25 protein-coding genes are annotated in these 21,919 nt (G+C 53.5%); 6 read left to right on the plus strand and 19 right to left on the minus strand.

All coding sequences use genetic code 11. The annotated features are described in order from the left end of the window. Positions 1-15 precede the first annotated feature (15 nt). From KVG95_RS25175 to KVG95_RS25215, 9 genes are all read right to left on the minus strand, one after another. On the minus strand, positions 16-1,392 hold the full coding sequence (locus KVG95_RS25175; RefSeq protein ID WP_217858321.1) for a DUF6161 domain-containing protein: 1,377 nt from the start codon (positions 1,390-1,392) through the stop codon (positions 16-18). Positions 1,393-1,526: 134 nt separating this feature from the next. Continuing rightward, complete coding sequence (locus KVG95_RS25180; RefSeq protein ID WP_217858322.1) at positions 1,527-1,823, minus strand: hypothetical protein; 297 nt, start codon at positions 1,821-1,823, stop codon at positions 1,527-1,529. A 16-nt stretch (positions 1,824-1,839) separates the two neighbouring features. Continuing rightward, a complete protein-coding gene (locus KVG95_RS30240) occupies positions 1,840-2,253 on the minus strand; it encodes a hypothetical protein (protein WP_367616794.1) in 414 nt (137 codons plus the stop codon). 559 nt (positions 2,254-2,812) lie between these two features. Then, complete coding sequence (locus KVG95_RS25190) at positions 2,813-3,763, minus strand: restriction endonuclease subunit S (protein ID WP_217858323.1); 951 nt, start codon at positions 3,761-3,763, stop codon at positions 2,813-2,815. Beyond that, positions 3,760-5,658, minus strand: a complete 1,899-nt coding sequence (locus tag KVG95_RS25195; protein ID WP_217858324.1) for an HsdM family class I SAM-dependent methyltransferase — start codon at positions 5,656-5,658, stop codon at positions 3,760-3,762. Before KVG95_RS25195 ends, KVG95_RS25190 begins: the two co-directional genes overlap by 4 nt. A 345-nt stretch (positions 5,659-6,003) precedes the next feature. Next, the gene (locus KVG95_RS25200; RefSeq protein ID WP_217858325.1) at positions 6,004-6,219 is read right to left on the minus strand and encodes a hypothetical protein; all 216 of its coding nucleotides are present in this window, start codon (positions 6,217-6,219) and stop codon (positions 6,004-6,006) included. 1,037 nt (positions 6,220-7,256) lie between these two features. After that, positions 7,257-7,622, minus strand: a complete 366-nt coding sequence (locus KVG95_RS25205; protein WP_225923296.1) for a type II toxin-antitoxin system YafO family toxin — start codon at positions 7,620-7,622, stop codon at positions 7,257-7,259. Between the two features lie 61 nt (positions 7,623-7,683). Next, a complete protein-coding gene (locus tag KVG95_RS25210; protein WP_217858326.1) occupies positions 7,684-7,830 on the minus strand; it encodes a hypothetical protein in 147 nt (48 codons plus the stop codon). A gap of 150 nt (positions 7,831-7,980) precedes the next feature. Continuing rightward, positions 7,981-8,250 carry a short-chain dehydrogenase gene (locus KVG95_RS25215; RefSeq protein ID WP_217858327.1) on the minus strand — a complete coding sequence of 90 codons (270 nt, stop codon included), beginning with the start codon at positions 8,248-8,250 and terminating at the stop codon, positions 7,981-7,983. Between the two features lie 318 nt (positions 8,251-8,568). On the opposite strand from KVG95_RS25215, the gene KVG95_RS25220 reads away from it, so the two are divergent. From KVG95_RS25220 to KVG95_RS25235, 4 genes are all read left to right on the plus strand, one after another. Next, positions 8,569-8,706 (plus strand): hypothetical protein, encoded by a 138-nt coding sequence (locus KVG95_RS25220; RefSeq protein ID WP_217858328.1) that lies wholly within the window; start codon positions 8,569-8,571, stop codon positions 8,704-8,706. Between the two features lie 165 nt (positions 8,707-8,871). After that, positions 8,872-9,372, plus strand: coding sequence for a type VI secretion system amidase effector protein Tae4 (locus tag KVG95_RS25225; protein ID WP_217858329.1), 501 nt, complete (start codon positions 8,872-8,874; stop codon positions 9,370-9,372). Next, positions 9,372-9,827: a type VI secretion system amidase immunity protein Tai4 gene (locus KVG95_RS25230; protein ID WP_217858330.1), complete on the plus strand. Its 456-nt coding sequence runs from the start codon at positions 9,372-9,374 to the stop codon at positions 9,825-9,827. Before KVG95_RS25225 ends, KVG95_RS25230 begins: the two co-directional genes overlap by 1 nt. 155 nt (positions 9,828-9,982) lie before the next feature. Beyond that, positions 9,983-10,180 carry a hypothetical protein gene (locus KVG95_RS25235; RefSeq protein WP_217858331.1) on the plus strand — a complete coding sequence of 66 codons (198 nt, stop codon included), beginning with the start codon at positions 9,983-9,985 and terminating at the stop codon, positions 10,178-10,180. A 131-nt stretch (positions 10,181-10,311) separates the two neighbouring features. Here the strand turns inward: KVG95_RS25235 and KVG95_RS25240 are convergent, their stop codons facing one another. From KVG95_RS25240 to KVG95_RS25270, 7 genes are all read right to left on the minus strand, one after another. Beyond that, positions 10,312-11,103 carry a transporter substrate-binding domain-containing protein gene (locus KVG95_RS25240; protein ID WP_217858332.1) on the minus strand — a complete coding sequence of 264 codons (792 nt, stop codon included), beginning with the start codon at positions 11,101-11,103 and terminating at the stop codon, positions 10,312-10,314. A gap of 154 nt (positions 11,104-11,257) precedes the next feature. Then, entirely contained in the window at positions 11,258-11,599 is a 342-nt protein-coding gene (locus KVG95_RS25245) for a hypothetical protein (RefSeq protein WP_217858333.1), read from the minus strand. Between the two features lie 171 nt (positions 11,600-11,770). Beyond that, on the minus strand, positions 11,771-12,694 hold the full coding sequence (copD, locus tag KVG95_RS25250; RefSeq protein WP_217858334.1) for a copper homeostasis membrane protein CopD: 924 nt from the start codon (positions 12,692-12,694) through the stop codon (positions 11,771-11,773). A gap of 3 nt (positions 12,695-12,697) precedes the next feature. Next, positions 12,698-13,069, minus strand: coding sequence for a copper homeostasis periplasmic binding protein CopC (gene copC, locus KVG95_RS25255; protein ID WP_217858335.1), 372 nt, complete (start codon positions 13,067-13,069; stop codon positions 12,698-12,700). 55 nt (positions 13,070-13,124) lie between these two features. Next, positions 13,125-14,015, minus strand: coding sequence for a copper resistance protein B (locus KVG95_RS25260; RefSeq protein WP_217858336.1), 891 nt, complete (start codon positions 14,013-14,015; stop codon positions 13,125-13,127). 10 nt (positions 14,016-14,025) lie between these two features. Continuing rightward, the gene (locus tag KVG95_RS25265) at positions 14,026-15,819 is read right to left on the minus strand and encodes a copper resistance system multicopper oxidase (RefSeq protein ID WP_217858337.1); all 1,794 of its coding nucleotides are present in this window, start codon (positions 15,817-15,819) and stop codon (positions 14,026-14,028) included. A 145-nt stretch (positions 15,820-15,964) separates the two neighbouring features. Further along, positions 15,965-16,669 carry a murein L,D-transpeptidase catalytic domain family protein gene (locus KVG95_RS25270; RefSeq protein ID WP_217858338.1) on the minus strand — a complete coding sequence of 235 codons (705 nt, stop codon included), beginning with the start codon at positions 16,667-16,669 and terminating at the stop codon, positions 15,965-15,967. An 81-nt stretch (positions 16,670-16,750) separates the two neighbouring features. On the opposite strand from KVG95_RS25270, the gene KVG95_RS25275 reads away from it, so the two are divergent. Continuing rightward, positions 16,751-18,502 (plus strand): L,D-transpeptidase family protein, encoded by a 1,752-nt coding sequence (locus tag KVG95_RS25275; RefSeq protein ID WP_217858339.1) that lies wholly within the window; start codon positions 16,751-16,753, stop codon positions 18,500-18,502. Here the strand turns inward: KVG95_RS25275 and KVG95_RS25280 are convergent. Together KVG95_RS25280 and KVG95_RS25285 are read right to left on the minus strand one after the other, a co-directional pair. Further along, positions 18,499-18,981, minus strand: a complete 483-nt coding sequence (locus KVG95_RS25280) for an SH3 domain-containing protein (protein WP_217858340.1) — start codon at positions 18,979-18,981, stop codon at positions 18,499-18,501. The genes KVG95_RS25275 and KVG95_RS25280 overlap by 4 nt on opposite strands. 156 nt (positions 18,982-19,137) lie before the next feature. Further along, a complete protein-coding gene (locus KVG95_RS25285; RefSeq protein ID WP_217858341.1) occupies positions 19,138-19,791 on the minus strand; it encodes an HAD family hydrolase in 654 nt (217 codons plus the stop codon). A gap of 232 nt (positions 19,792-20,023) precedes the next feature. Here KVG95_RS25285 and KVG95_RS25290 point away from each other — a divergent pair, with 232 nt between their 5' ends. Continuing rightward, a complete protein-coding gene (locus tag KVG95_RS25290; protein WP_217858342.1) occupies positions 20,024-21,595 on the plus strand; it encodes a sensor domain-containing diguanylate cyclase in 1,572 nt (523 codons plus the stop codon). A 2-nt stretch (positions 21,596-21,597) separates the two neighbouring features. Here KVG95_RS25290 and KVG95_RS25295 read toward each other — a convergent pair whose 3' ends face one another. Then, positions 21,598-21,918, minus strand: coding sequence for a hypothetical protein (locus tag KVG95_RS25295; RefSeq protein ID WP_201059974.1), 321 nt, complete (start codon positions 21,916-21,918; stop codon positions 21,598-21,600). Position 21,919: the final 1 nt, after the last annotated feature.

The following is a 21,919-nucleotide window of genomic DNA, read 5'->3' on the forward strand; positions in this document are numbered from 1 at the left end:
GATGATAGGCAGCTTTTAGGTGATTTTCTTTTCGGCAGATCTAACCACCATTTCTATAGGATTAGAAAATGGTATTTCGCTAGCTGTGCTCGGGTTTGAACTTCTGAATAGACTGTCGAGGGCAAGTTTTCGATCCATGTCGGCGTTTAACTTGTTTTCGCTTAGCAGAGCTAAATAAGTTTTTGTAAATACTATTCTCTCGGCTGCATCGTTCATGTAGTGTGCGCTAGAATTGAATTGGTTAAGGCATATTCTAATTAGAAGCCCCATTAGAGTAAGCAGAAGGAACGCGCCTGAAATATCTGCAATTATTGTAGCGTTACTCGGAGTTAATCTGCTCTGAACAGACTTGATGTTGGATTCGATTGCGTTGTCACTAGGCTCCTTTTTGTTTGTTGGTGTGGCAGTGGCTGTGGGTGATGGGGAGGAGGCGGATGTTTCCGTCTTGTTGTCAGTGTGCAGGAGTTTAGCTAAGCCCGTCGCGCCGCCAGCACTATAATAACTAATTAGCCCGAAAAAAGTTAATAGCATAGATGCGAGGACCGCGACCAACCATAGGTTCTTGGCAATTCTATGGCTTTTCTTTCTTTCCCCCCAATACTCCACAGAGGCTTTGAAATCTGCTGTGTCATGAAAGGCTGATTTGGCTGCAATCACATCATTCTTTGCGTCAGTGAAAGTACTTTTAGCATCATTTTTAAGAGCTTTCGCTTGGTCTCTGTAAAATTTCAGGCGCTTTTCGAACTGTCTTTTCTGCAAGGCTGCTCGGGCTTCATATTCGATTTCAACGGTGCTTAGCATATCCTTTGTTTTTGATACTTCGTCTTGCAAGTTTTGATTTGCATCGTTCACTGTGGCTTCAAAGAAAGATATTTGTGATCTTATGCTGTCTTCTTCTGATCTTATAATCAGATCGCTCACGTCCTCTCTTGAAAACACTATATGAGATGCAAGGTCTTTGGCGTAAATTTGGGTTGCATCACTCATGGATGCTTTTATGTTGCCATACTTCTGCAATAATAAATTGTGTTGTGGGAGTAGGTACAGTAAGGCGAAGTATGCGACTTTTTCTCCGTGCTGATTTTTAATTGCACTAACTAATTTTGCTTTGGAAGAGTTCCGGTCAAAGTAAGGCGAGCTTTTTGTGCCTAGCTCAGTAACGCTAGTTCCTTCAGAGTTTTTGATAATATTTGTGACGCGATTAATCGGTTCGAGAAAAACAAATCTGAACAGCTCCCCTGGGCCATGACCGAGAGAGTTGTCAGTCAGCCATGCCCAAAAAGATTTTTCTTCGTCTAGCCAGGCTTCCAAACCTTTAAGCTCTCTAAATTCTACAGTTTTTTCACCTAACCTGAGGGAGTAAAAGCTTTCTTCGTCATCTATATTTGACACGTTTCATCCTTGGTTATTTTTGCTGTCGGTGTATTGATCTCTGTTGGTTCATGGATAGCAGAGACGGTCGCATCAGACTACCATCGGTTACAGTAAAAAAAACCATAGGGGCAGACGTATTTCCTCTCTTGTAGTTACTCTAGGCGACACCACCAAGATTGCGCATAGGCGCAGCCATCAATGTATTCAATTCCGCTGAGGACAAAGCCAGTCACGGCCATCCCTGCCAGCGTTGCGTCCAGCAGTTGTGGCAACGGGTCCGGGTCGAGGGGCAAACCCACCTGCACCCGGGCGATATTGGTACTACGACCAAGATCAGAGCTGACTGCCGAGTTCACCATGACATTGCCTCTAATCGCTGGATACCGCCCCCGCGCCTTTGTATCAAGGGCAACGCCGCGTATCCGCATAGGGGTAACGAGTACATGCATCTGGATACTCCCTTGCTTATTCGCCGCTATCAAGGTCGAGCAGTGATTCCACTGCATAGGCCAAGGCGCCATCAGCTTGCTCCAGGAGATCGCTGAGATCATTCCGATCAATCACCTGAGCGTTGTGCAGGGCGTGAGCCTGGCGAAGCAGGGCCTTATGGTGAGCCCCTGGGTGTTCGAACAAAGCAGTTTCGTCTTGCAGCATGACTTTCCACTGCGCGATTGCGCTGTTTCTGCCGATCGGCGTTTCAACGTGTTCCTCGTTCATCACCCGACCCCTCATCAGCTTATTCAAATTACTGTATGTATAAACAGTATATCTCTGGTCGATGGTTGACCTATGCCTGTCCGATGAAATGCCGATCAGGGTGGCCAGTGCGCGGCGGCAACGAATAATCGCCAGCGAAGAAAAAAACATCTGAAAAAGCACTTATCCCCCTCCCGCCGACGGGCTTTGCGTCCCTTTTTTGTGCAAAGGCGGGGGTGGTGCAAATCAAGGCCGCGCCCAAGCCCGCTGAGGGGGCTGTGAGGCATTTTGCAATTTCACGGAGTGCAAGGTTTTGCAAAGAAGTGCAGCGGTTTTGCGCAGCGCCCAAAGCAAGCCAGGTCGGTGGGCGATCTCTAGAAGCCCCGATTTGCAAGGAAACGTCGTTTGAAAACAAGCGTCTTATCGAGTTTTTGATTTCTCAATAGCTCGCACCAGGGGAGCTTTGGGCGTGTTTCAGGAAGGGTATCAACTTGCCTTAAAGCCCCAGCGCAGCGGGCTTTCAGGCCGTTCAGCGCATTTCATAGGTGACCAGCGGTGATATGGTAATTGGGACGACCGCAATCGCCCCATAGCTGCCCCCGGGTGAGGGGCAGTTATCGGCCATTAGCAAACGGTCGATCCAGCGCCACCTCCGGGTAAAAGCAGACCTTAACCAGCCATGTTACTGATCCTTCGGTGCCATTGAGAGGCCGTAAGCGAGTGGCATTTTATTTTAGTTGAACTAGATTGAAGCGCTGAATTGTAATGTCTTAATATATCGCTCCATGAATAGCCAATCTGGCGCGCTATCACCATCGACCGGCAGATATATTAAGGATTCTTTCATTCTGGCTATTCCCCACTTCCTGCCGTAACTATAACGATATCGCTCCTTCTTAATGAGGGCGCATAGAAATAACGCCACATATTTGTTCATGTTAAATTTTGGCGTAAATATATGAACGTCTTCAGTCGAACAAAACGGCTTATCTTGATAAAACGCATTGGCTACGCTATTTCCGTTGCGAACTACGGAAATAACTCCTGCTTGGTGCATTGGTGCGTGATCGGTTTTACTTGTGACGCCGTTATTAAATTCTGAAGCGCTCACAAAAGGATATTTGCCCACGCCATTTAGCTCTTTTTTCCTCGGTCCGCGCCCTCTATCAATTTCGAATATATCTTCATATTTGAAAGGCTTCAAGGCGCTCAGGTCTAGTTCAAGAACCTCATCAATCAAGCTTTTTGAAATATTATCTGCAGCGGCTATATTAGCGTGCCGCACCCACTCTGGTACCGAATCCAACGAAGGTATTTTGATCTCCGAAAGTGTTCTATTTGCCTGTCGACCATAATTATATCTATATTTATTTGCACGCAAGCAGGCGCAGTAGAATATTTTCTCCTGGCTTGACATGTCGACCTTCGCAGTTAAGTAATATAAATCTCTGCCGCTATAAAACGGTTCGGACTGCAGGAAGGACTCCATAACGGAACCTCCGCATGCGACTGTAATTGAACCGGCAGGGAGAGGGTTTAAACCCTCGACCAAACAGATTCTTGCGGACACTCCATTGTTCTTTGCTGTTCGAGATACAAACGGTACACCATCAGGATCAATAGCTTGCTTATTTAGTTCAAGATTCGATCCGTATCTAACTTCAAACAAATCAGCAACACTTACAAGCTTCACTCCGGTGCCTCCAGGTCATCCTCAACTCCAGATTCATCGACTTCTAGAATTTCCTCGTCCCGCAAAATATTGAACACTAGGAATTTCTTTACAGCTTCTTCGAAGTCGGCCTTCAACACCCCGGAGTAATCTGTTTCCATATAAGCTTCTGCGCACCACTCGTCATTAGCAGTGACCTGTTTTTTAACACACAAGCCCGGTATATCTTCTCTGTTCTTATAGGAATAAAGCCATTTCTCTCTAATCTCCTCCCATCGGCCGGAAATATCTGTCCGACCTTGCTGCTTGGTTTTCTCAAACCCATCATCTTTCCAATACCCAAACCAAGTTTTTCTGTTTTCAGCTTCATGTGGCTTGTGAGCGGTGAAGACCATAATGCACGTAATGGTACCCACTGGGGTAAAAAGCTCGTCAGGCATGGACATAACGGCTTCAAGGCAGTGCTTAGATAACAAGGTATGCTTTGTTTCATGCGGAGTTATCACACAAGACATTGGAACAATGGCGATTCCTGTGCCCCCTACTTTCAAACAATCAAGCATGTGCTCAACGAAAGCTAGCTCATGAAGACCTTTTCCCTTCTGAGCATAAGGTGGATTTATCATTCCTATATCAGGCTGACGAGAAATAATCTCTTTAGTTATCGCATCATCAAAACAGCTTCCCTGATGCAGGTTAGCTTTTCCATCACCACGAAGAATCATATTACTTGCTGCGAGCGCATACATATTTGGTTGCTGCTCTACACCTATCAATCCGTATTGCTTTACCCTTGCTTTTTCCTCATCAGTTATGCATTTTTTAAACATCTGATGCATTGCGGAAACGAGGAAGCCCCCGGTACCACAGCAGGGGTCAAAAACCGTGCTGTCCTTTTGCACGTTTGCAATTCGTGAAAAAAGATCTGTAATGTGGCGAGGAGTTAGAACGATTCCAAGTGCCTTTTTATCACCACCTGTGTACCGCAGAAACTCTCCATAAAACTGGCCGATGATATCGTAATCATGGTAGACGCTTATGAACGGCCAAGCATGGATGTTTATTTTGTCAATCAAGTTATAAAGCGGACTTTCACCTGTTAGTTTGTCCGCTCGACTCAATTCTGGATGAACGCGCAGAAATGAGTATGGCTGAATCATGTTTTGTTTTTTGGCGTGAGGTATATCAGACTTCTTGATTTCCTCCTCAATAGCATCGCAGAGTTTCTCTGGCAGCTCGTCGGGGGTGTACACTGAAAATACTTTAGAGAAAACAAAATTACTCAAAGCAATCAAAACCCCGCTCACTAAAAGCGGCTTTTCACTTTCACTGAGCTTTGCGTAATCACGCATGTAATTGTGAAGGTCTTTCGAGAAAGACATTAAATCCGAAAGTCGTCCTTTTTCCACCTCTGGATCGTATGTTGCATGTTCGATGAGATTCTCAAAGCCTATAATCTTATCGATCTGAGTGCCACTTTTGTTATTCAATGGCTTGCAATCAGGAATTACACCCGCAACGCTTCTGGGCTGTAAATATGTCGAAATGCGCAAGCTACCTTTTGACTGTCCGCTACAGCCTATAGCGATGACATTAAACTCTTTTGCAAGATAACTTGCGTAATGGATAGCACCATCAGCAGCAAAATCTCTAGGGCAATCCAGGAACTCGCTAGCGTGTCTTTTGTTATCCGCCTTGCATTCAAAAATAATTACAAAGTCTTGAATTTTTTTTGATTTTATTATGAATTCCGGAGCGCCTACGCCACCCTTTCCAGTTTTGCTCGCACTTCTAAGAAGGCTTTGTATTTTTGTATTCTGACTTTTCTGCTCTTCAATTATTATGTCTTCATTGTCGAAGTAGCCGAGATTTCTGAGCGTGTCCCTAACTATGTTTTCGGTAATTCTTTCGTTCATTTTAACTCTACAAAAAGTAAATTCTGCGTGAATATTCTATGCGCCCTAGTTCATTCAGATAGCAAGCAGTATGCACGAACGCGTCCATTTAGCCTCTCTAACTGAATCCCTCCAAGGGGGCCGAGCTGGAGTCATTACAAAACCGGCAATACTAGCACTGCTACGTACCTGCGGTCCTCAATGACGCATCCTTACCTGAAGGAAGCAGATGCACAAGGCGCCTCACGCGAATGGGTACCTATTACAGCAGCTCTATACACCAAGGAATCTTGGCTTCGATGAGGGGGATTGGGCATAGCGTTCCTCTTGCACAGGGCCAAGTAACGTCAGTGACAGGGTCACCAGCTAGTCCTTTTCCATCGTTCTCAGGCGCGCTAAACCCTGCTTAATAAAGCCAGCGTTCTCGCCAATTCGATCCAGGGCAGTCCGAGCGTTGTCTCCGGCGATAGCGAAGCCTTGCTGTTCTGCCACGAGCGTCAGTTCCATGATCGCTGCTTCCAGGGCTTGCTGGTTTTCGTAGATTCTTTCAAGAACCACAGAGAGGGAATATTCGCTGGCCATGGCTTCGACTCCATTCGGAAAGTTGGAAGCATAGCAGCGTAGCCGGAAGGGCAATTTCAGGTCGAGGGCGGGGAAAAGGTAATTTTGGTAAGGCGACGCGGAGAATGGGCTGCAGCCCTTATAAACCGTAGCTTAAACGTATTACCTCAGAGGGTAATATTTGGTAAGGCTGGAGGTAATATTTTGCTAACCAACTGATTTTAAAGGGTTTTGTAAGGGTCTGTAATTACTAAGGTCAAAGGTAATTTTCTAACCTATTCCTTACCCTATTATTACCTTTATAGAATTTCCTCAAGTCATTGATTTTATTGAGTTATTTGGCGTGTAAAAAAGGAAATTACCTAAATTACCTTTTTCCCATGGGTCAACCTAAAAACCCGGGTATTGCAGAGGGGGTGGCCAGCTGATGCATCCGTGCAAATTGAGTAACTGTCACCGAAACTGTCACCAGCTTCGCCTGACGCTACCTCGACACTGCTGGATGCCTTGAATAGTGGAGCGGGTGAAGGGAATCGAACCCTCATTATCAGCTTGGGAAGCTCCTACAAAGTGTGAAAGCACAGCAGCGATAGTGCTCGTGATTGGAGCTGAAAACGGTTGCTTAAATTTTGCTACAACGGGCGGAAGGAGAGAGTAGGCAGGATGGGAGCGAGTGTTGGTGGTACGGAAGTGGTACAGGCGGTTCGGAACAGGTCTATGGGCCTTTGTTTACAGGGGTGGAGCGATTAGTAAGTCCGATCCATCATCGGGGCGACGGAGAAGCGGCGGGAGAGCGGGGCGGGTGTGGCAGTGATTGGGGGCATTGGCGTTTCTGGAATGGGTGAGGCTGGGAGGTGGGGGAGTTTATCAGGATTGGGCTTGCGGGGCTCAGGTGAGTCTTGCTGCTGTAGTTCGGGACAAATGAACAGAAGAATGAAAGGGATTCAGGGATATAGCACGAGTAAATAGATCCCTCCCCATTTTTCGTAGGGTTCTTTTTTTCGCCATAAATAGTACTCAAAGAAACCCGACCAAACGCCGGGTTTTTTGCGGACAGTTCACAGGTCATCCAGATCAGGGAATCTGATCTTGCCAACAATCCAAGGTTCTACGATATCGTTGCGCATCGTACGCAGGAACGAACCCCATTCTTTACGATTGTGAGCATCCGGCCCCGTGACAGTGAGCAGTAAGTATTCATCTCTGAAGTCGTCGTAAGCATAGATGAGCCAGAAGTCATTTTCAGGATCATCAACAAGTGCGGTGCGATAATACTGACGACTGATTTTCGCCCAGCGAGTTTGTATCTCTTCTGTACTCGCGAGGTGGATATGATGCATTTCGCTCAGGTCGAGACTTTTCGTCTCTGCCAAATATGGCAGGCAGATCACCGAACAACTTGTAGTTGTAGAACTGTGCGGCAATTGTTTTCCAGTGTTTTACTTTTTGAAAAACTGCAGCAATTTTAACTGCCGGCATCCAGACCTACTTTGTAATAGGAAGCTTGCCAGTGATTACAAACGTATCGAACACTTTTTGCCCATCACGCGCAGCTTCCCTAACATCCAGGAACGTCAGTTCTTTATGGACGACCTTTCTGCGGGGCTTTTCGGTTTTTTTAGTGGTGGCCATCGGAGCCTCCGAAAGATGTGTATTCATACTGACCAGCTTATGTGATTGATGGTATCCGGGCAAACCGCATAGGCGGTGCACGGAGTTACATTTTTCTGCCGAGTTCAATGAAGCCGAAGGGGCGTCCGGGGAGGGCGCCCCTTTTTGACGTTAGGACGGTTCAGCATCCATGCGTCGGGCGATCACGTCCAGCACATCGCAGCCATCGCGTAATGGCACGCAGCACAGTAGCGCAAAGTCACTGAGTATCACTGAATCCGTGGTGATGTCACCGCGCATCGAGAGGTTTTCAAGAATCTGCGTCACGGCTCGAATTCTGTAACTGGCAGTGCTGAGCAGGGAGTGCAAAGGTTGTGTAGTGTTTACAAAAAGGCTTGGTAGATCGTCGGCATTGCTGGTTAAAGCCATGTATTCGTTCATGTGGGGCTCCATTAATTCAAGAGAACTACTACTCAATCGTCGCCAAACGAATGGGTGGTAGCCGTACGCGGGTTGGCGAACCGGGCAATGGAGAAACCGGCAGACCCTAAGGTCTCCCGCGCACAGCCACCATAAAACAGGCAGCTAGATGCGTTCCGAAGCGCTCCGAAAATGGTTGAAGGCTTCAGTTCAATTGCCATCGAGTCGCCAAACCCGACACGCCATTTGGGCGTCGGGTGGACTATAGGCCTCGTGACAAAAGTGCAGCAATGGATAAGTGTACGGACAATTCCTAGTGTGGTGTAGGAAGTTACTCTTTTGACAGTTTGTCTGGGCGAGGGCATCAGTCGTGATGCGTTGCTGTTGCAGGACTTCGCGCGGGTGTTGGCGATTCCGATGCGCGATGGCTGCGATTTGCTGGATGTGATGGGGCGGCGCTTGCAGGCGCAGGTGTAGTTGCCGCAATGAAGATGGGCGACCTGAAGAGCTCGCCCATTTGCTTCATCTTCTGGAGCCTCCGGGCAATATACCTTCATGACCCCCTCGTTTAGGTCTATGTCACCTCAAGCATGAAGGATTAAACTGCCGCAGATTTCTGTTTTCTTAACTCAAGGATGAAACATGATTCGACCCTCATTTTCTAGCGCGTGGGCGGCTTCTCAACGGATTTACGACACCGTCAATCCATCTGGAAAAGTTGCGACAGTCATCGGCGGCAATGTTGCAATGAACATTAACAGCCGTGATCCGGCCCTAAGGTGGGTCAACACGTGCGCAGTGCGCATGAGTTATGTCCTCAATTACTCGGGCTCACTCATACCGCGAATAGTTGGCGAAACCGTGTCTGGCGCTGACAAGCGCTGGTACTTTTATCGCGTCAAAAGCCTGATTGCCTATCTGGAACAGCAATGGGGAAGTGCCGAGACGGTCAGATACCCAGCCGCAGATGGCGGCACCCTGGCGGGCCGGAAGGGTCTTATTTTGTTTGAAGTTTCTGGCTGGTCGGACGCTCAGGGGCATGCCACATTGTTCGACGGCAGAATGTGTTATGACCACTGCTATTTCAATGAGCCGGGTATGAACTATCAAACCGACCGCGCAAACTTCTGGAGTTTGTCTTGATGAAGTATTTGACTGCGGTCTTGGTACTGGCTTGGGCAGCCGCGCCTTCCAACAGTTGGTCTAAGGATGATCCGACCAACTCCCCACAGGCAGGCGAGCGCACCTACGCGCAAAATTACAAGGATATGGTACTGGCAGACTGCATCGCTACAGCCTACAAGAGCGAACCCAAAGCCGCCCAGGACGCCGGAAGCAGTGCCAGTGCGCTTATGGACTGGACCTATTTCGATCTGGAGCAAGCACCTCAAGCCGGTAGACCTCTGGTTGATCAGTTTCTGGCTCGTGATTATCACAATCCACTGGTCGAATCAGAGCGTCAAGGCGTTCGCTTTGAGCTGCTCAAATGCCTGGACCTGTATCACAGCAAAGAGTTGGACAGCCAGGTCAAACAATTGGTCATCAATCCCCAGCATACCTATCGTCAGGACAACCCGTCACGACCCAAAAAGGATTGACCCTGCACCGCGATTGACGATGAGCAGCCGTAACGATGATGGCAGCTGAACCAACGCTGTCACTCAGCAATGTTTCATCAAGTTTGACGGGCTTTCGGCATAGGATGATGACCTAAGGTCGTGTTGCCACGCTTCCAGCCCATAGGGAACTGAAAATGATCTCGAACCTCTTCAAAGTCGTGCTGATCACCAGTGCTTTGCTCTTGAGCGCCTGTTCGGGCATGAGCACCAGCACCTGTTTCTCAGAAGCCTGCCAACAGTTTGATGGCCATAGCCCCAACAAGGTGAACTTTGGCGGAAGCGCCATCGGTAACAGCTTCAATGAATACAGCTCAGGCTTGTTGCACGATTAAAGATGACGCAACGGCTGAAATGCTTCCGCCGTTGCGTGACCTACCTGACGAATCGCACGTTCTGATTTTGCGACCGCTGCGCAGCCGGACGCAGGCTTCGCCAATTGCTACATGGAATGAATAGCAGCGGGCTATTTCGCGTCTGGCACCGCTATCCACTGACCCAGAATTTTCTGGTAGTTCCCCGTCACCTTGGCCAAGTGCAGCCACTGATCGACATACAACTTCCAACTAATATCATCACGCGGCAACAGATAAGCCTTCTCCCCATACTGCATAAATTGCGTCGGGTTAACCGCGCACAAACCCGGTTTGAGTTTCTGCTGATACAGCGCTTCCGACGCATCGGTAATCATCACGTCAGCCTTCTTATCCAGGAGCTCCTGGAAGATGGTCACGTTGTCGTGCAGCTTCAATTGCGCCTTGGGCAGGAAGGCGTGGACGAAGGCTTCGTTGGTGCCGCCGGCCGGTTCGACCAGGCGAACTGAAGGTTGGTTGATTTGTTCGATGGTCTGGTATTGCGCCTGGTTTTCGCAGCGCACCAGTGGGATTTTGCCGTCGACATCCAGCGTGGTGCTGAAGAAAGCTTTTTTCTGGCGTTCCAGCGTGACGGAGATGCCGCCGACGCCGATGTCGCATTTGCCCGCGAGCATGTCGGGCATCAGGGTTTTCCAGGTGGTCTGGACCCACTCAACTTTGACGCCCAAGCTGTCGGCCAGTGAGCGGGCCATGGCGATGTCGATCCCCGAGTATTCGCCGTCTTCGCCTTTGAAGGTATAGGGTTTGTAGTCGCCGGTCGTGCAGACGCGCAGTTGGCCTTGCTGCAGGACGGTGTCGAGATGGGAAGGGCTTTGCTCTGCCTGAACGCCGCTGGCTAACGCGAGCAGGCCACAGAGCATCATTGTGCTTTTTATGGTTTTCATTGTTATCGGGCTTTTGTGATGGAGTGGGGTTCAAGCGGGAGTCAGTGTAGTGAAAGCGCTTCTCGACTGTCATCCACTGTCCCAATACCCCATTCACTCCAGCGCATGATACGTGTCAGGCAAGGCCCGACACGTATCCCTTCACATTAGTTGCTTATCCACAAGCCAAGGACTTCGAACTCTTAAGATGCGCTTCAATCGAGTTGCTGGCAGAGTGGACTCTTACGCCCTTGAGTTTATCGAGTGGCGGCTCTTTCCAAAGCTTTGATGCGTCGATGGGAAGGACGACCTGTATAACAGTTCCTTTGGGCGGATCAGCAACAAAATCGAAGTCTTGAATGCCGTCAGGCGGGAATTGAATATAAACCCGTGGCTCCAATCTCGGGTTTGTCCATCCAGCAGAACCCACGAGGCCAATTGCCGATATGTGTAGCTGCGGTGGGTTTGATTTAAGTAATTTTAACTCGACATCCACTACTTTCATTACTTCAGCCATTTTCGATCTCCTTTCGATATTGCGCCTCTTTTTCACCTTGGCGCTTGGGTGTTGAACCCTCTGGCTTGAAATCTAGTGTGGTTAGACGCTAGTAAAGGCCCCACATCCTGTCCACTGACTGCTATGGCCGGTCATCGGATGCTGTAGAGAGTGCTTCCCTGCTTACTCTCTCTACAGAGCGTCCATCTCCGGACTCAACGTCCCCAGCCACGCCACCAGTCCGACAATCAACACCGCCGCTGCCAATTCCACCACCACGCTGCGCCGTAGCGCATTCGCAGCCTCCCGATGTTGACCGTCGCGCAATGAGCGCTCCAAAAACGGCCCAAGGTGAAACCGGTTTAACGCGGCGAGCACGAGCATCCCGGCAAACAGCACCACTTTGATGAACAGCAAAACCCCATAAGTGCTGAGAAAAACTTCATCCAGCTTCGGCCCGACGATGAACAGATAATTCACAATTCCCGTCACCGTGATGACCACCACGATGACCGCGCCAATCACCTCAAATCGACTAACTGCGCGGGCCAGCAACCTGATGCGCGCTTCAGTTTGCAAAGCGGTGATTTTCGCCATCAGTGCAAACGCCACCAACGCACCCAGCCATGCCCCCGCCACCAGCAAGTGCAGGATGTCTACCGTGAAATGCCAATCACGACGACTGCCTTCATCCATCGCGCCATGTCCGTTCCAGGCCAGGCTAGAGAGAGCGATACCGCCGGCAAAAGCTGCGACCCACAAGCTGACGCCAGGCGCACGGAGCATCACCGCCAAACCGGCAGTCAGCAGCGCAACAATGCGAACCACCCAGGCCAGACCCACGTCCGTCTCAAACACCATCATCTCGATGTGCGGACGCAGTTCGGCGAAGTCCGATTCCCCGCTCATTGCACTCGCCATCGTCAACATGCTGGCAGCGGACAACACCGCACCCAGCACTGCCGTCCCCGCCAACATCGACCGGAACGGCAACACTGCGCCCGACATCCGTTCTTGCCCTTTAAGGCTGTACAGCCCAAAAAATGCCACCCCGAACAACAGCATCAAATCCAGATACAACGCAAAGCGCAGGGCAATGCTGATTGAGTCGCTCATCCATCACTTCACTTTGAACGTAACGTTGCCGGTGATCGGGTGAGTGTCCGAAGACACGGCGCGCCATTCGACTTTGTAGCTGCCGGTGGGCAGCGGCGAAAGCGGGGTGATGACCATGGTTTTCGGGTCGCTGCCGCCGGAGACTTTGGCTTTCATGGGCATGGGCGAGTGGGCCATGCCGGGCATTGCGGTCATGACCAGTTTGGCGCCGGAGAATTGGGTCATGAGATTTTCGGAGAAGTGCAGTTCGATAGTGCTCGGTGCTGTGCCATCCGCGCCTTCCGCCGGAGTGGAGGAGAGCAGTTTCGGGTGGGCTTGAGCCAGTGCGCTCATGAGCAGCCCAACGGCAACAGCGGTAGTTTTAATCATGCGCATGCAAGGCCTCTTTCCGCTTCAAGCGGTTGGTTTTTAGGTTTTTGAGTTAAAGCGTTTAGAACCACAACCGAACGCCGAGCACGAGGCGGGCTTCGCTGCGGTCCTCGCCTTCGTCCCTGGCGTAATCGGCGGTTTTGCCATAGGTGCGGTTCCAGGTCACGCCGATATAGGGCGCGAATTCCCGACGGATTTCATAGCGCAATCGCAGGCCGGCTTCGGTGTTGGACAGCCCGGAGCCGATGCCCCGTTGCGGGTCGTTTTTGCCATAGACGTTGAGCTCGACGGTCGGCTGCAAAATCAGCCGGTTGGTGAGCAGGATGTCGTAGTCACCTTCCAGCCGCGCGGCGGTCTGGCCACCTTCGCCGATGAAGGCGGTGGCCTCGGTTTCGAAGTTGTACAGCGCCATGCCTTGCACGCCGAACGCGGCCCAGGTTTGCGGATCGCCGGGTTTGAAATCCTGGCGCACGCCGGTCACCACGTCCCACCACGGGGAGATGGCGTGACCCCACAGGGCCTGAACTTCGGCGTCTTCGGTTTTGCCATTGACGCGTTCACCTTCGGAGCGCAGCCACAGGCGATCGATGTCGCCGCCGATCCAGCCGGACAGATCCCAGGCCAACGCGCTGCCGTCGTCGGCGTCCTGCCACTCGAGTTTGTCGGCGAGGAAGTAATAGTTGAGCGCGGTGTCATGCACGGCATGGCCGGCGGGGCTGACGTAGACGGCGGCGCGGTCGGCGTCGGTCAATGCCGGGATCGGCGTGCGGCTTTGGGTTGGCGTGGCGGGCTGCATCTGGCCGTCGTCCATGCTCTGCATTAGGCTGTGATCCATGCCCGGCATCTGGCTATGGTCCATGCCCTGCATATCACCGGTAGCGGCCATGGCCGAAGAAGCCGTGAAGCCAGCGAGTGCCAAAGCGAGGCGGGTAGAGCGAATCAATCTGGTCATGGGTAGCGCCTCATTCTTCCACGCGAACTTCACGGAACATGCCCATTTCCATGTGATACAGGAGATGGCAGTGATAGGCCCAGCGGCCGAGCGCGTCGGCGGTGACCCGATAGCTGCGTTTTGATCCCGGCGGCATGTCGATGGTGTGTTTGCGCACCATGAACTGGCCGTTCTCGTCTTCGAGATCGCTCCACATGCCGTGCAGGTGAATGGGGTGAGTCATCATGGTGTCGTTGACCAGTACCACACGAATTCGCTCTCCGTACTTGAGGCGCATCGGTTCGGCATCGGAGAATTTCACGCCGTTGAACGACCAGGCGAATTTCTCCATGTGCCCGGTGAGGTGCAGCTCGATGGTGCGGCCGGGCTCACGGCCGTCCGGGTCTTCGAAGGTGCTGCGCAGATCGGAGTAAGTCAGCACGCGGCGGCCGTTGTCGCGCAGGCCCAGGCCCGGGTCGTCGAGTTTCGGCGAGGTGCTCATGGCTTGCATGTCCACCAGCGGGTTGTCTTTTTCCGTGTCTGGATGGGATTGCATACCGGCCATGCCGCCCATGGCCATGCTGCTGTGATCCATGCCGGCCATGGTGTCCATGCCTTGGATATCACCGCCGTCCATGCCCGTCATGCCTTGCGTGGCACTGTGATCCATACCCGCCATATCACTGCCCATGCTGCCGTGATCCATCCCGCCCATGCCCATGTCATCCATGGTCACCAGCGGTCGCGGATCCAGCGGTGGTACCGGCGCCGACAACCCGGCCTTCGCCGCAAGGGTGCCGCGGGCATAACCCGTTCGATCCATCGACTGGGCGAACAGGGTGTAGGCGTCCTGGGTAGGCTCGACGATCACATCAAACGTCTCCGCCACCGCGATACGGAATTCGTCGACGCTCACCGGTTTGACGTGTTGGCCATCCGCCGCGACCACGGTCATTTTCAGGCCGGGGATGCGCACGTCGAAGTAGGTCATGGACGAGCCGTTGATGAAGCGCAGTCGCAGCTTTTCACCGGGGCGGAATACGCCAGTCCAGTTCATGTTTGGCGCCTGGCCGTTCATCAAGTAGGTGTAAGTGGCGCCGCTGACATCTGCCAGATCGGTGGGGTTCATCTTCATCTCGGCCCACATCTTGCGGTCGGCAACCGTCGAACCCCAACCTTTCTCACTGACGTCGTGGATGAAATCGCCCACGGTGCGCTTATGGTAGTTGTAGTAGTCCGATTGTTTCTTGAGTTTGCTCATCAGGTCGACGGCATCTTCGTCGGTCCAGTCGGTGAGCATCACCACGTAGTCGCGGTCGTACTGGAACGGCTCCGGTTCCCTGGCGTCGATCACCAATGGCCCGTAAACCCCGGACTGTTCCTGAAAGCCGGAATGGCTGTGGTACCAGTAAGTGCCGTTCTGCCGGACCTTGAACTGGTAAACGTACATCCCATCTGGCTCGATGCCGTGAAAGCTCAGGCCCGGCACGCCGTCCATGTTGGCGGGCAGCAAGATGCCGTGCCAGTGAATCGAGGTACTGTCCTTGAGTTTGTTTTTCACCCGCAGCGTGACGGTGTCGCCCTCACGCCAGCGCAGCAGGGGGCCGGGAATACCGCCGTTGATGGTCATCGCTGTGCGAGGGTTGCCGGTGATGTTGACCGGGGTTTCGCCGATGAACAGGTCGAAGTCGGTACCGGCCAGCACGTTCGGTTCGCCGGGGCTGGTGACCGCCCAGACAGGCGTGCGCCACAGCCCGAGGCCAGCAAGAACCCCGCCAGCGGCGAGGCCCTTCACGAAAGTGCGTCTTGAGGTGTTGGAATGCATGCCGTTTTTCCCGTCCATCAGCCTGATGAAGTCCTCAAGCCCATCCTGAACGGAGGGAGGAGAACTTAATGAGGTGGAGGCTAACGGGCGGCGCCTTTCAGCAGGCTGAGGCGAAGATTACAGTTTTGACAGTTTCACGCTGTATTTAGTGACTTCTGTTCGGCTTGGACGAGTCCGCCACGGTGGCATTACCGCAATTGATATACGAAGAAGACTTCAACCAGCGCTGATCCGGATAGTAGGAAAACAACAACTGGCCATCCTTCATCGAGTCGATCAGCTGATGCGCAATTGCAGGCCTCACCGCCGGGCAGCCCAGGCTTCTGCCGATCCGGCCATTCGCTCGCGCCAGGTCCGGGCTGACATACGGCGCGCCATGAATAACGATCGCCCGCTCGAAAGCGTTGTCGTTGAAACCCGGCTCCAGACCTTCCATGCGCAACGAATAGCCGTTCTGCCCGACATAGCTGGACTGGGTTCGGTACAAACCCAGACTGGTAGCGAAGCTGGCATTGCGGTTGGAGAACAGACGGGCCATGTTTTCGCCGCTGTTGCGACCGTGGGCGACCAGTTCATGGAACAACAATTTGCGTTGTTTAAGGTCGAATACCCAAAGACGCTGCGCGGTCGAGGGCAGGGAATAATCGATGACTGCTAGTCTTTGAGCCGGAGCTGTACTTTGGGCACGGCTGCATTGGGAAGCGCGTACGGCCAGGGCAATCACCTTGGCGTTGGCATTGGGGGCCGCTTTGATCAGCGCGGCTTCAAGCGAATCGGCGTAGGCTGCCGGTAATGTACACGCGGTCAGCAACAGGGCCGTCATTAAAAAGCCGAAGCGGTCTAGGGCCATATGCAAGTCTCATCTGATTGTTTCGAGTCTAGCAGCGCGCACGACGCTAGCCGGTTGAAAATGGGAGATTAAGGATTATCCATGGGGCAGTTAACAAGGTTATTCGTCATAAGCCGCATATTTTTTATGGGCTTTCTGATAAGCGGCATGGCAATTGCGGAAACTTCGCCGATTGAGCCGCCATCTCCCGTTAGCGTGGTCGAGGATGCCGCGCCTGGCGATTACGTCGGTCAGGCGATTCAGTCGGCGCTGGCGCCATTGAGTTCAGCATTTCCCCCGTTGCTCACCTCACCGCGTCATCAACGGGTCGACGTTAACCGAGCGGTAATGGATTTCTATAGCCATCGTGGTTATCGCGCCGCTTGGACTGACGATGACGATGTCGTCCAGTTATTGAAAAGCCTGAGCGAAACCGAGATCGATGGGCTGGACCCTGAGGATTTTCGAATTGCCGAACTGGTCACGGCCAGAAACTCGATGCAGGCAACCGCGCCCACCCCCGGGCAGCGGGCAGCTTTTGATATCTCGGCGACCCAGACGTTTATCACGGCGCTGCTGCAGTTGCGGCGCGGCAAGGTCGACCCTTCGCGGCTGGACATCCATTGGAATTTCGACCCGCTCGGCATCGACCCTCGGGAGGACGTTAATCTTTTCTTCGCCGCCCTCGACAGCCATGACGTCGGGCGCGCGTTCGCCCAGGCACCACCACAAGAAGCGATTTATGGCACGTTGCGACAGGGCCTGGCGCAACTGCGCAGGGTTCGCGACAGTGGCGGCTGGCCGAAGATTCCGCAAGGGCAGACCCTCAGGCCCGGCATGGACGACGCCTCGGTTGCGCAGTTGCGAGCCCGTTTGGTGGCGGGGGGGTATCTGACCGCGAAAATGAACGCGCGCTCCGACTATGACGACACCGTCATGGCGGCGGTGAAGAAGTATCAGGCCGAGCAATACCTCGGGGCGGATGGTGTGGCGGGGCCGGCGACACTCGCGGCGCTGAATGTGCCGGTCGAGGCTCGAATCGACCAGGTCCGTGTGAACATGGAGCGGGCGCGGTGGCTGCTGTACAAACTCCAAGGCACCTTTGTCATCGTCGACATCGCCGGGTACAAGGTTTCGTTCTATCGCGATGGCAACCTGATATGGCGCTCACGGGTGCAGGTGGGTAAACCGTATCGCAGCACGCCGATTTTTCAATCCGAGATCACCTACATCACATTCAACCCGACCTGGACCGTGCCGCCGACCATTCTGGTCAAGGACATGCTGCCGAAGATTCGCAACAATCCCGGTTACCTTGATGCAAACCGCATTCGTGTGATTGATCGAGAAGGCAATGTGCTCGACCCGTTTACCGTGGATTGGGACAACCCGCGTGGCCTTACGCTACGTCAGGATGCAGGGTCGGATAACTCGCTGGGGCAGGTGGTCATTCGCTTTCCCAATGACTATGCGATTTATCTGCACGACACACCGCATCGCGAGTTGTTTGCGCAATCCAATCGCGCGACCAGTTCCGGCTGTATTCGGGTAGAAAACCCGCTGCAATTAGTGGAGCTGTTGTTCAATGACCCGGTTCGCTGGGACAGCGCCGGGATTCAAAAGCAGTTAGCCAACGGCAAGACAGAGAACATCAGGCTCCCCGTGAAAGTGCCGGTGCTGTTGGCCTATTGGACGGTAGACCTGAGTCTTGACGGGCGAGTGACGTTCAAACCCGATGTGTATGGGTACGATAAGCCGGTGTTGCGGGCGCTGAATCTGCCGTCGGAACGGCCAACGCTGGACGGGAGGCGACCGGCGCCTCCCTCGATGGCGGTGGGGCAGAACAAGCTTTAAAGCCCCAGCCCTTCTTGCACCGCCAGAAGCAAGTTGTGTTCGGTCAGTGCGATCGCATCCGGTTGTTGTCCGGATTGCTCGATCGCCTGAAGCCACCAATGCGTCTCGCCGTGTTCGTCCACGGTTCGCAACAGTGCGAGTTCTTTCCCTATCGAATGGATCTCGATCCGCCCGGCACCGTCGGCGGTGAAGCGAGCGACAGGGTCGAAGGTGATGCTGTGGTGGTTGCCTTCGATCAGCAGTTGGTCGATGGCGTAATCGTAACTCGCCCCGTCCGGAGCCCTCTCGAACACGTGAGTGGAATTGCGTCGCAGCTTCAGACCCACTTCGATCAGTGGCTGCAGCCAAGCTTCAATCTGGTGATACAGCTCGTAGACCTGGGCGGGCCAGCTGTCGATGGCCTGATCGGCGATGGTCGCGTCGGTACTGGTTGGCCGGGATTGTTTCAGCTTCTCGGCGAGTTCGTCTGCTTTACTCATTTCGATTTCCTGTCGTGATGTCAGTTAATCGTAGCTCCTTCAAGGTAACGCGGTTTTGCCTTGCGTCATGTGATTGAAGCACCCGCGGTCTTGAAGAAAATGGGCGGACCAGCAGGAGCCAGGCTTGCCGCACCGCTGGCTCCTGCGAAAAGCGGTTTACCTCGCTGATTGGCCTTGCTGTACGGGCAACCCCAGCGCCACCAGTTCCTCGCGCAATTGTTCCGGGCTGAAGAACTGGACCGCATGAAATCCCTCCCGGCGTGCTCCTGCAATATTAGGCGCGTGATCATCGATGAACACCGCGCGGCGGCTATCAACGTCAAACCGCGACAGCAGTAACTGAAAAATCTCCGGCGAAGGCTTGATTATCCCCTCGGCACCCGACACCAGAATGCCTTCGAATCGCTGCAAGAACTCAAAGCGTTCAAGGGCGATCGGAAAGGTTTCGGCGGACCAGTTGGTCAGAGCCAATAACCGCACGCCTTTGGCATGCAGTTCATCGAGGATGTGTACCGTCTCCTCTATGGCACCATCGAGCATTTCTTCCCAGCGCTCGCGGTAGGCGCGAATCAATGCTTCCTGGGACGGATGTCGGGCGATGGCTTCCTCAATCGCCTCCTGCCAGGTTCTGCCTTGGTCCTGTTGTTCGTTCCAGGCGGTGTGGCAGACGTCTGACAGGAATGTTTCCATGGCCTCCAGGTCTTCACCGAACAACTTTCGGTAAAGGTTTCTGGGGTTCCAGCGGATAAGGACATTACCGAGATCGAACACAACGGTATCAATGGGAGCGGGGTGATGCGCAGCGCTCATGTTTTTCCTCCATGGGTAAACGGTCGGGGCAGGCGCGGTAGCCGATATCGAAGCGTTCGATAGGCTCCTGAGGTTTTTCATCCTAGCAGAGAGGGGTTTCGTATTTCGCTCGCGCGGGCCAATCGGTCTCTGTAAAACAGGCGCAATTGCCCCGCACAACCCCGTAGAGTAAGCTCACAAAGAATAAGGGTTTTGGGCCTCTGCCCATGCCTTACCCTTTCAGGACTCGCTTTTGCCTATCCCCATTCCCGATCAGCACCCCGCGCCCGAGGGTGCCTTGAGGCGGCTGCCTCTGCTCAAGGCTGCGGTGCTGTTTATTGCGGCCGTGTGCCTCTGTCTTTGTGGGCTGCTTTACCTGCAACTGGAGCAGTCGCGCCGTCACGATCTGGCGTTGGCCGAGGTGTCTTCGTCAAACCTGACCCGGGCCATGGCGCAGCAGGCCGAAGACACCTTCATGAAAGCCGATCTGGTGCTGACCAGTCTGGTGGACTGGATTCAGGCGGAGGGTTTCGACGCTGTCCAGACGCCACGTTTGCAGAAAACTTTCGCGCGGCGGGTGCAGACGCTGCATCAATTGCACGGGATATTTCTGTTCGACAAGCAGGGGCAATGGGTCGTGACGTCGTTCGAAAACCTGCCCCGTGGTCCTGGTGTCGCGGACCGTGACTATTTCAGGTTTCACCAGCAAAACGCGTCGTCCCTGGCGCACATCGGCCCGGCGATTCGCAGTCGGGAAAATGGCGAATGGATCATTCCGGTTTCCAGGCGAGTCAACGACCAGAACGGCAATTTCCATGGTGTGTTGTTGGCCGGGATCAAAATGTCGTACTTCGATCAGTTCTTCAAAAGCTTCAGCATCGATAACAACGGCGCAATGTTTTTGGCTCTGACTGATGGAACACTGCTGGCGCGACGGCCGTTTGTGGAATCGCAGATCGGCACGTCATTGGCTCAGGGCGAGATTTTTCAAAAACTCCTGCCCCGCGCGACATCCGGCAACGCCATGATCGACTCGGTGGTGGATGGCATCGTTCGGTTGTATGGCTACCGACAACTCGATGCCTATCCGGTGGTGGTCGCGGCGGCATCTTCCAAAGACGCGATCTTCAAAGACTGGTACGACACGGCGATTCGATCCAGTGTGATCGTCGCTCTGGTCGTCCTCGGCGTGGGGTTGTTCGGTTGGGTGTTCATTCATCAGGTGCGCGCGGGCGAGCGCATCGAGGCGGATTTGCGCAAGGCGCAGAAAACCCTGGAATTGATCGCCACCCACGACAGCCTGACCGGGTTGGCCAATCGTCGATTGTTCGAGCGGGCGCTGGAGATGGAGTTCGGGCGCGGTGCCCGTCAGTCGAGTCCGCTGAGCCTGGTCATGCTCGATATCGATTATTTCAAGCGCTATAACGACGCCTACGGTCATGTGGCGGGGGACCATTGCCTGGCCGAAGTGGCGCGGGCACTCAAGAGTTGTTGTCACCGCAATGCCGATCTGGCAGTGCGCTACGGCGGTGAAGAGTTTGCGGTGTTGCTGCCGGACACCGACATCCATGGTGCGCTGACGATCGCCGAGCAGATCCGCCGCAGCGTCATGGACAAGAACATCATCCACAGCGGCTCACCCACGGGCTACGTGACGGTCAGCCTTGGCTGTTATTCGTTTGTGCCGACAGGGCACGACAGCACCGAAATGTTGATCAAACGCGCAGATGCGGCGTTGTACCAGGCCAAGCATTCGGGGCGAAATCGTTCGGCGGTGTTGTCCATGGAAGGCGGCGTCGAGGCACTGATGCGCTCGGACCGCTAGTGTCATGGATTGCTTTTATGCGTCGAACTGCCCGTCCCACCGCCAGCACCGCCGGTGCCACCACCGGCAGACCCGGTTCCACCTCCAGCACCCGAGCCGGAACCGCTGGCCCCGCCATCGGTGCCCGTGCCGCTTCCATGGGTGTCCGAACTGGTCCCGCCCGCAGGCGAGCCGGGGGTATTGTCGGGTGGAAACGTCGAGCTGCTGATGCCGCCCGACTGAGTGCCGGTGGCCTCCGCTCCATCTCCGGACGCCGCAAAGATGTTTGCAGATGCCGTGACCACTAACCCGGCCAATAACAGTGAGGTCATTCTGATATTCATC

The organism is Pseudomonas farris, from assembly GCF_019145235.1.
Classification (GTDB): domain Bacteria; phylum Pseudomonadota; class Gammaproteobacteria; order Pseudomonadales; family Pseudomonadaceae; genus Aquipseudomonas; species Aquipseudomonas farris.

What these genes read in the sequence shown, in the direction of transcription:
- KVG95_RS25235 (WP_217858331.1), top strand. Translation starts at nt 9,983, where the DNA reads ATGATCTCGAACCTCTTCAAAGTCGTGCTGATCACCAGTGCTTTGCTC.
- KVG95_RS25265 (WP_217858337.1), bottom strand. Translation starts at nt 15,819, where the DNA reads ATGCATTCCAACACCTCAAGACGCACTTTCGTGAAGGGCCTCGCCGCT.
- KVG95_RS25200 (WP_217858325.1), bottom strand. Translation starts at nt 6,219, where the DNA reads ATGGCCAGCGAATATTCCCTCTCTGTGGTTCTTGAAAGAATCTACGAA.
- KVG95_RS25245 (WP_217858333.1), bottom strand. Translation starts at nt 11,599, where the DNA reads ATGGCTGAAGTAATGAAAGTAGTGGATGTCGAGTTAAAATTACTTAAA.
- KVG95_RS25230 (WP_217858330.1), top strand. Translation starts at nt 9,372, where the DNA reads ATGAAGTATTTGACTGCGGTCTTGGTACTGGCTTGGGCAGCCGCGCCT.
- copC (WP_217858335.1), bottom strand. Translation starts at nt 13,069, where the DNA reads ATGCGCATGATTAAAACTACCGCTGTTGCCGTTGGGCTGCTCATGAGC.
- KVG95_RS25180 (WP_217858322.1), bottom strand. Translation starts at nt 1,823, where the DNA reads ATGCATGTACTCGTTACCCCTATGCGGATACGCGGCGTTGCCCTTGAT.
- KVG95_RS25285 (WP_217858341.1), bottom strand. Translation starts at nt 19,791, where the DNA reads ATGAGCGCTGCGCATCACCCCGCTCCCATTGATACCGTTGTGTTCGAT.
- KVG95_RS25195 (WP_217858324.1), bottom strand. Translation starts at nt 5,658, where the DNA reads ATGAACGAAAGAATTACCGAAAACATAGTTAGGGACACGCTCAGAAAT.
- KVG95_RS25280 (WP_217858340.1), bottom strand. Translation starts at nt 18,981, where the DNA reads ATGAGTAAAGCAGACGAACTCGCCGAGAAGCTGAAACAATCCCGGCCA.
- KVG95_RS25275 (WP_217858339.1), top strand. Translation starts at nt 16,751, where the DNA reads ATGGGGCAGTTAACAAGGTTATTCGTCATAAGCCGCATATTTTTTATG.
- KVG95_RS25210 (WP_217858326.1), bottom strand. Translation starts at nt 7,830, where the DNA reads ATGGCCACCACTAAAAAAACCGAAAAGCCCCGCAGAAAGGTCGTCCAT.
- KVG95_RS25270 (WP_217858338.1), bottom strand. Translation starts at nt 16,669, where the DNA reads ATGGCCCTAGACCGCTTCGGCTTTTTAATGACGGCCCTGTTGCTGACC.
- copD (WP_217858334.1), bottom strand. Translation starts at nt 12,694, where the DNA reads ATGAGCGACTCAATCAGCATTGCCCTGCGCTTTGCGTTGTATCTGGAT.
- KVG95_RS25295 (WP_201059974.1), bottom strand. Translation starts at nt 21,918, where the DNA reads ATGAATATCAGAATGACCTCACTGTTATTGGCCGGGTTAGTGGTCACG.
- KVG95_RS25225 (WP_217858329.1), top strand. Translation starts at nt 8,872, where the DNA reads ATGATTCGACCCTCATTTTCTAGCGCGTGGGCGGCTTCTCAACGGATT.
- KVG95_RS25240 (WP_217858332.1), bottom strand. Translation starts at nt 11,103, where the DNA reads ATGAAAACCATAAAAAGCACAATGATGCTCTGTGGCCTGCTCGCGTTA.
- KVG95_RS25215 (WP_217858327.1), bottom strand. Translation starts at nt 8,250, where the DNA reads ATGAACGAATACATGGCTTTAACCAGCAATGCCGACGATCTACCAAGC.
- KVG95_RS25260 (WP_217858336.1), bottom strand. Translation starts at nt 14,015, where the DNA reads ATGACCAGATTGATTCGCTCTACCCGCCTCGCTTTGGCACTCGCTGGC.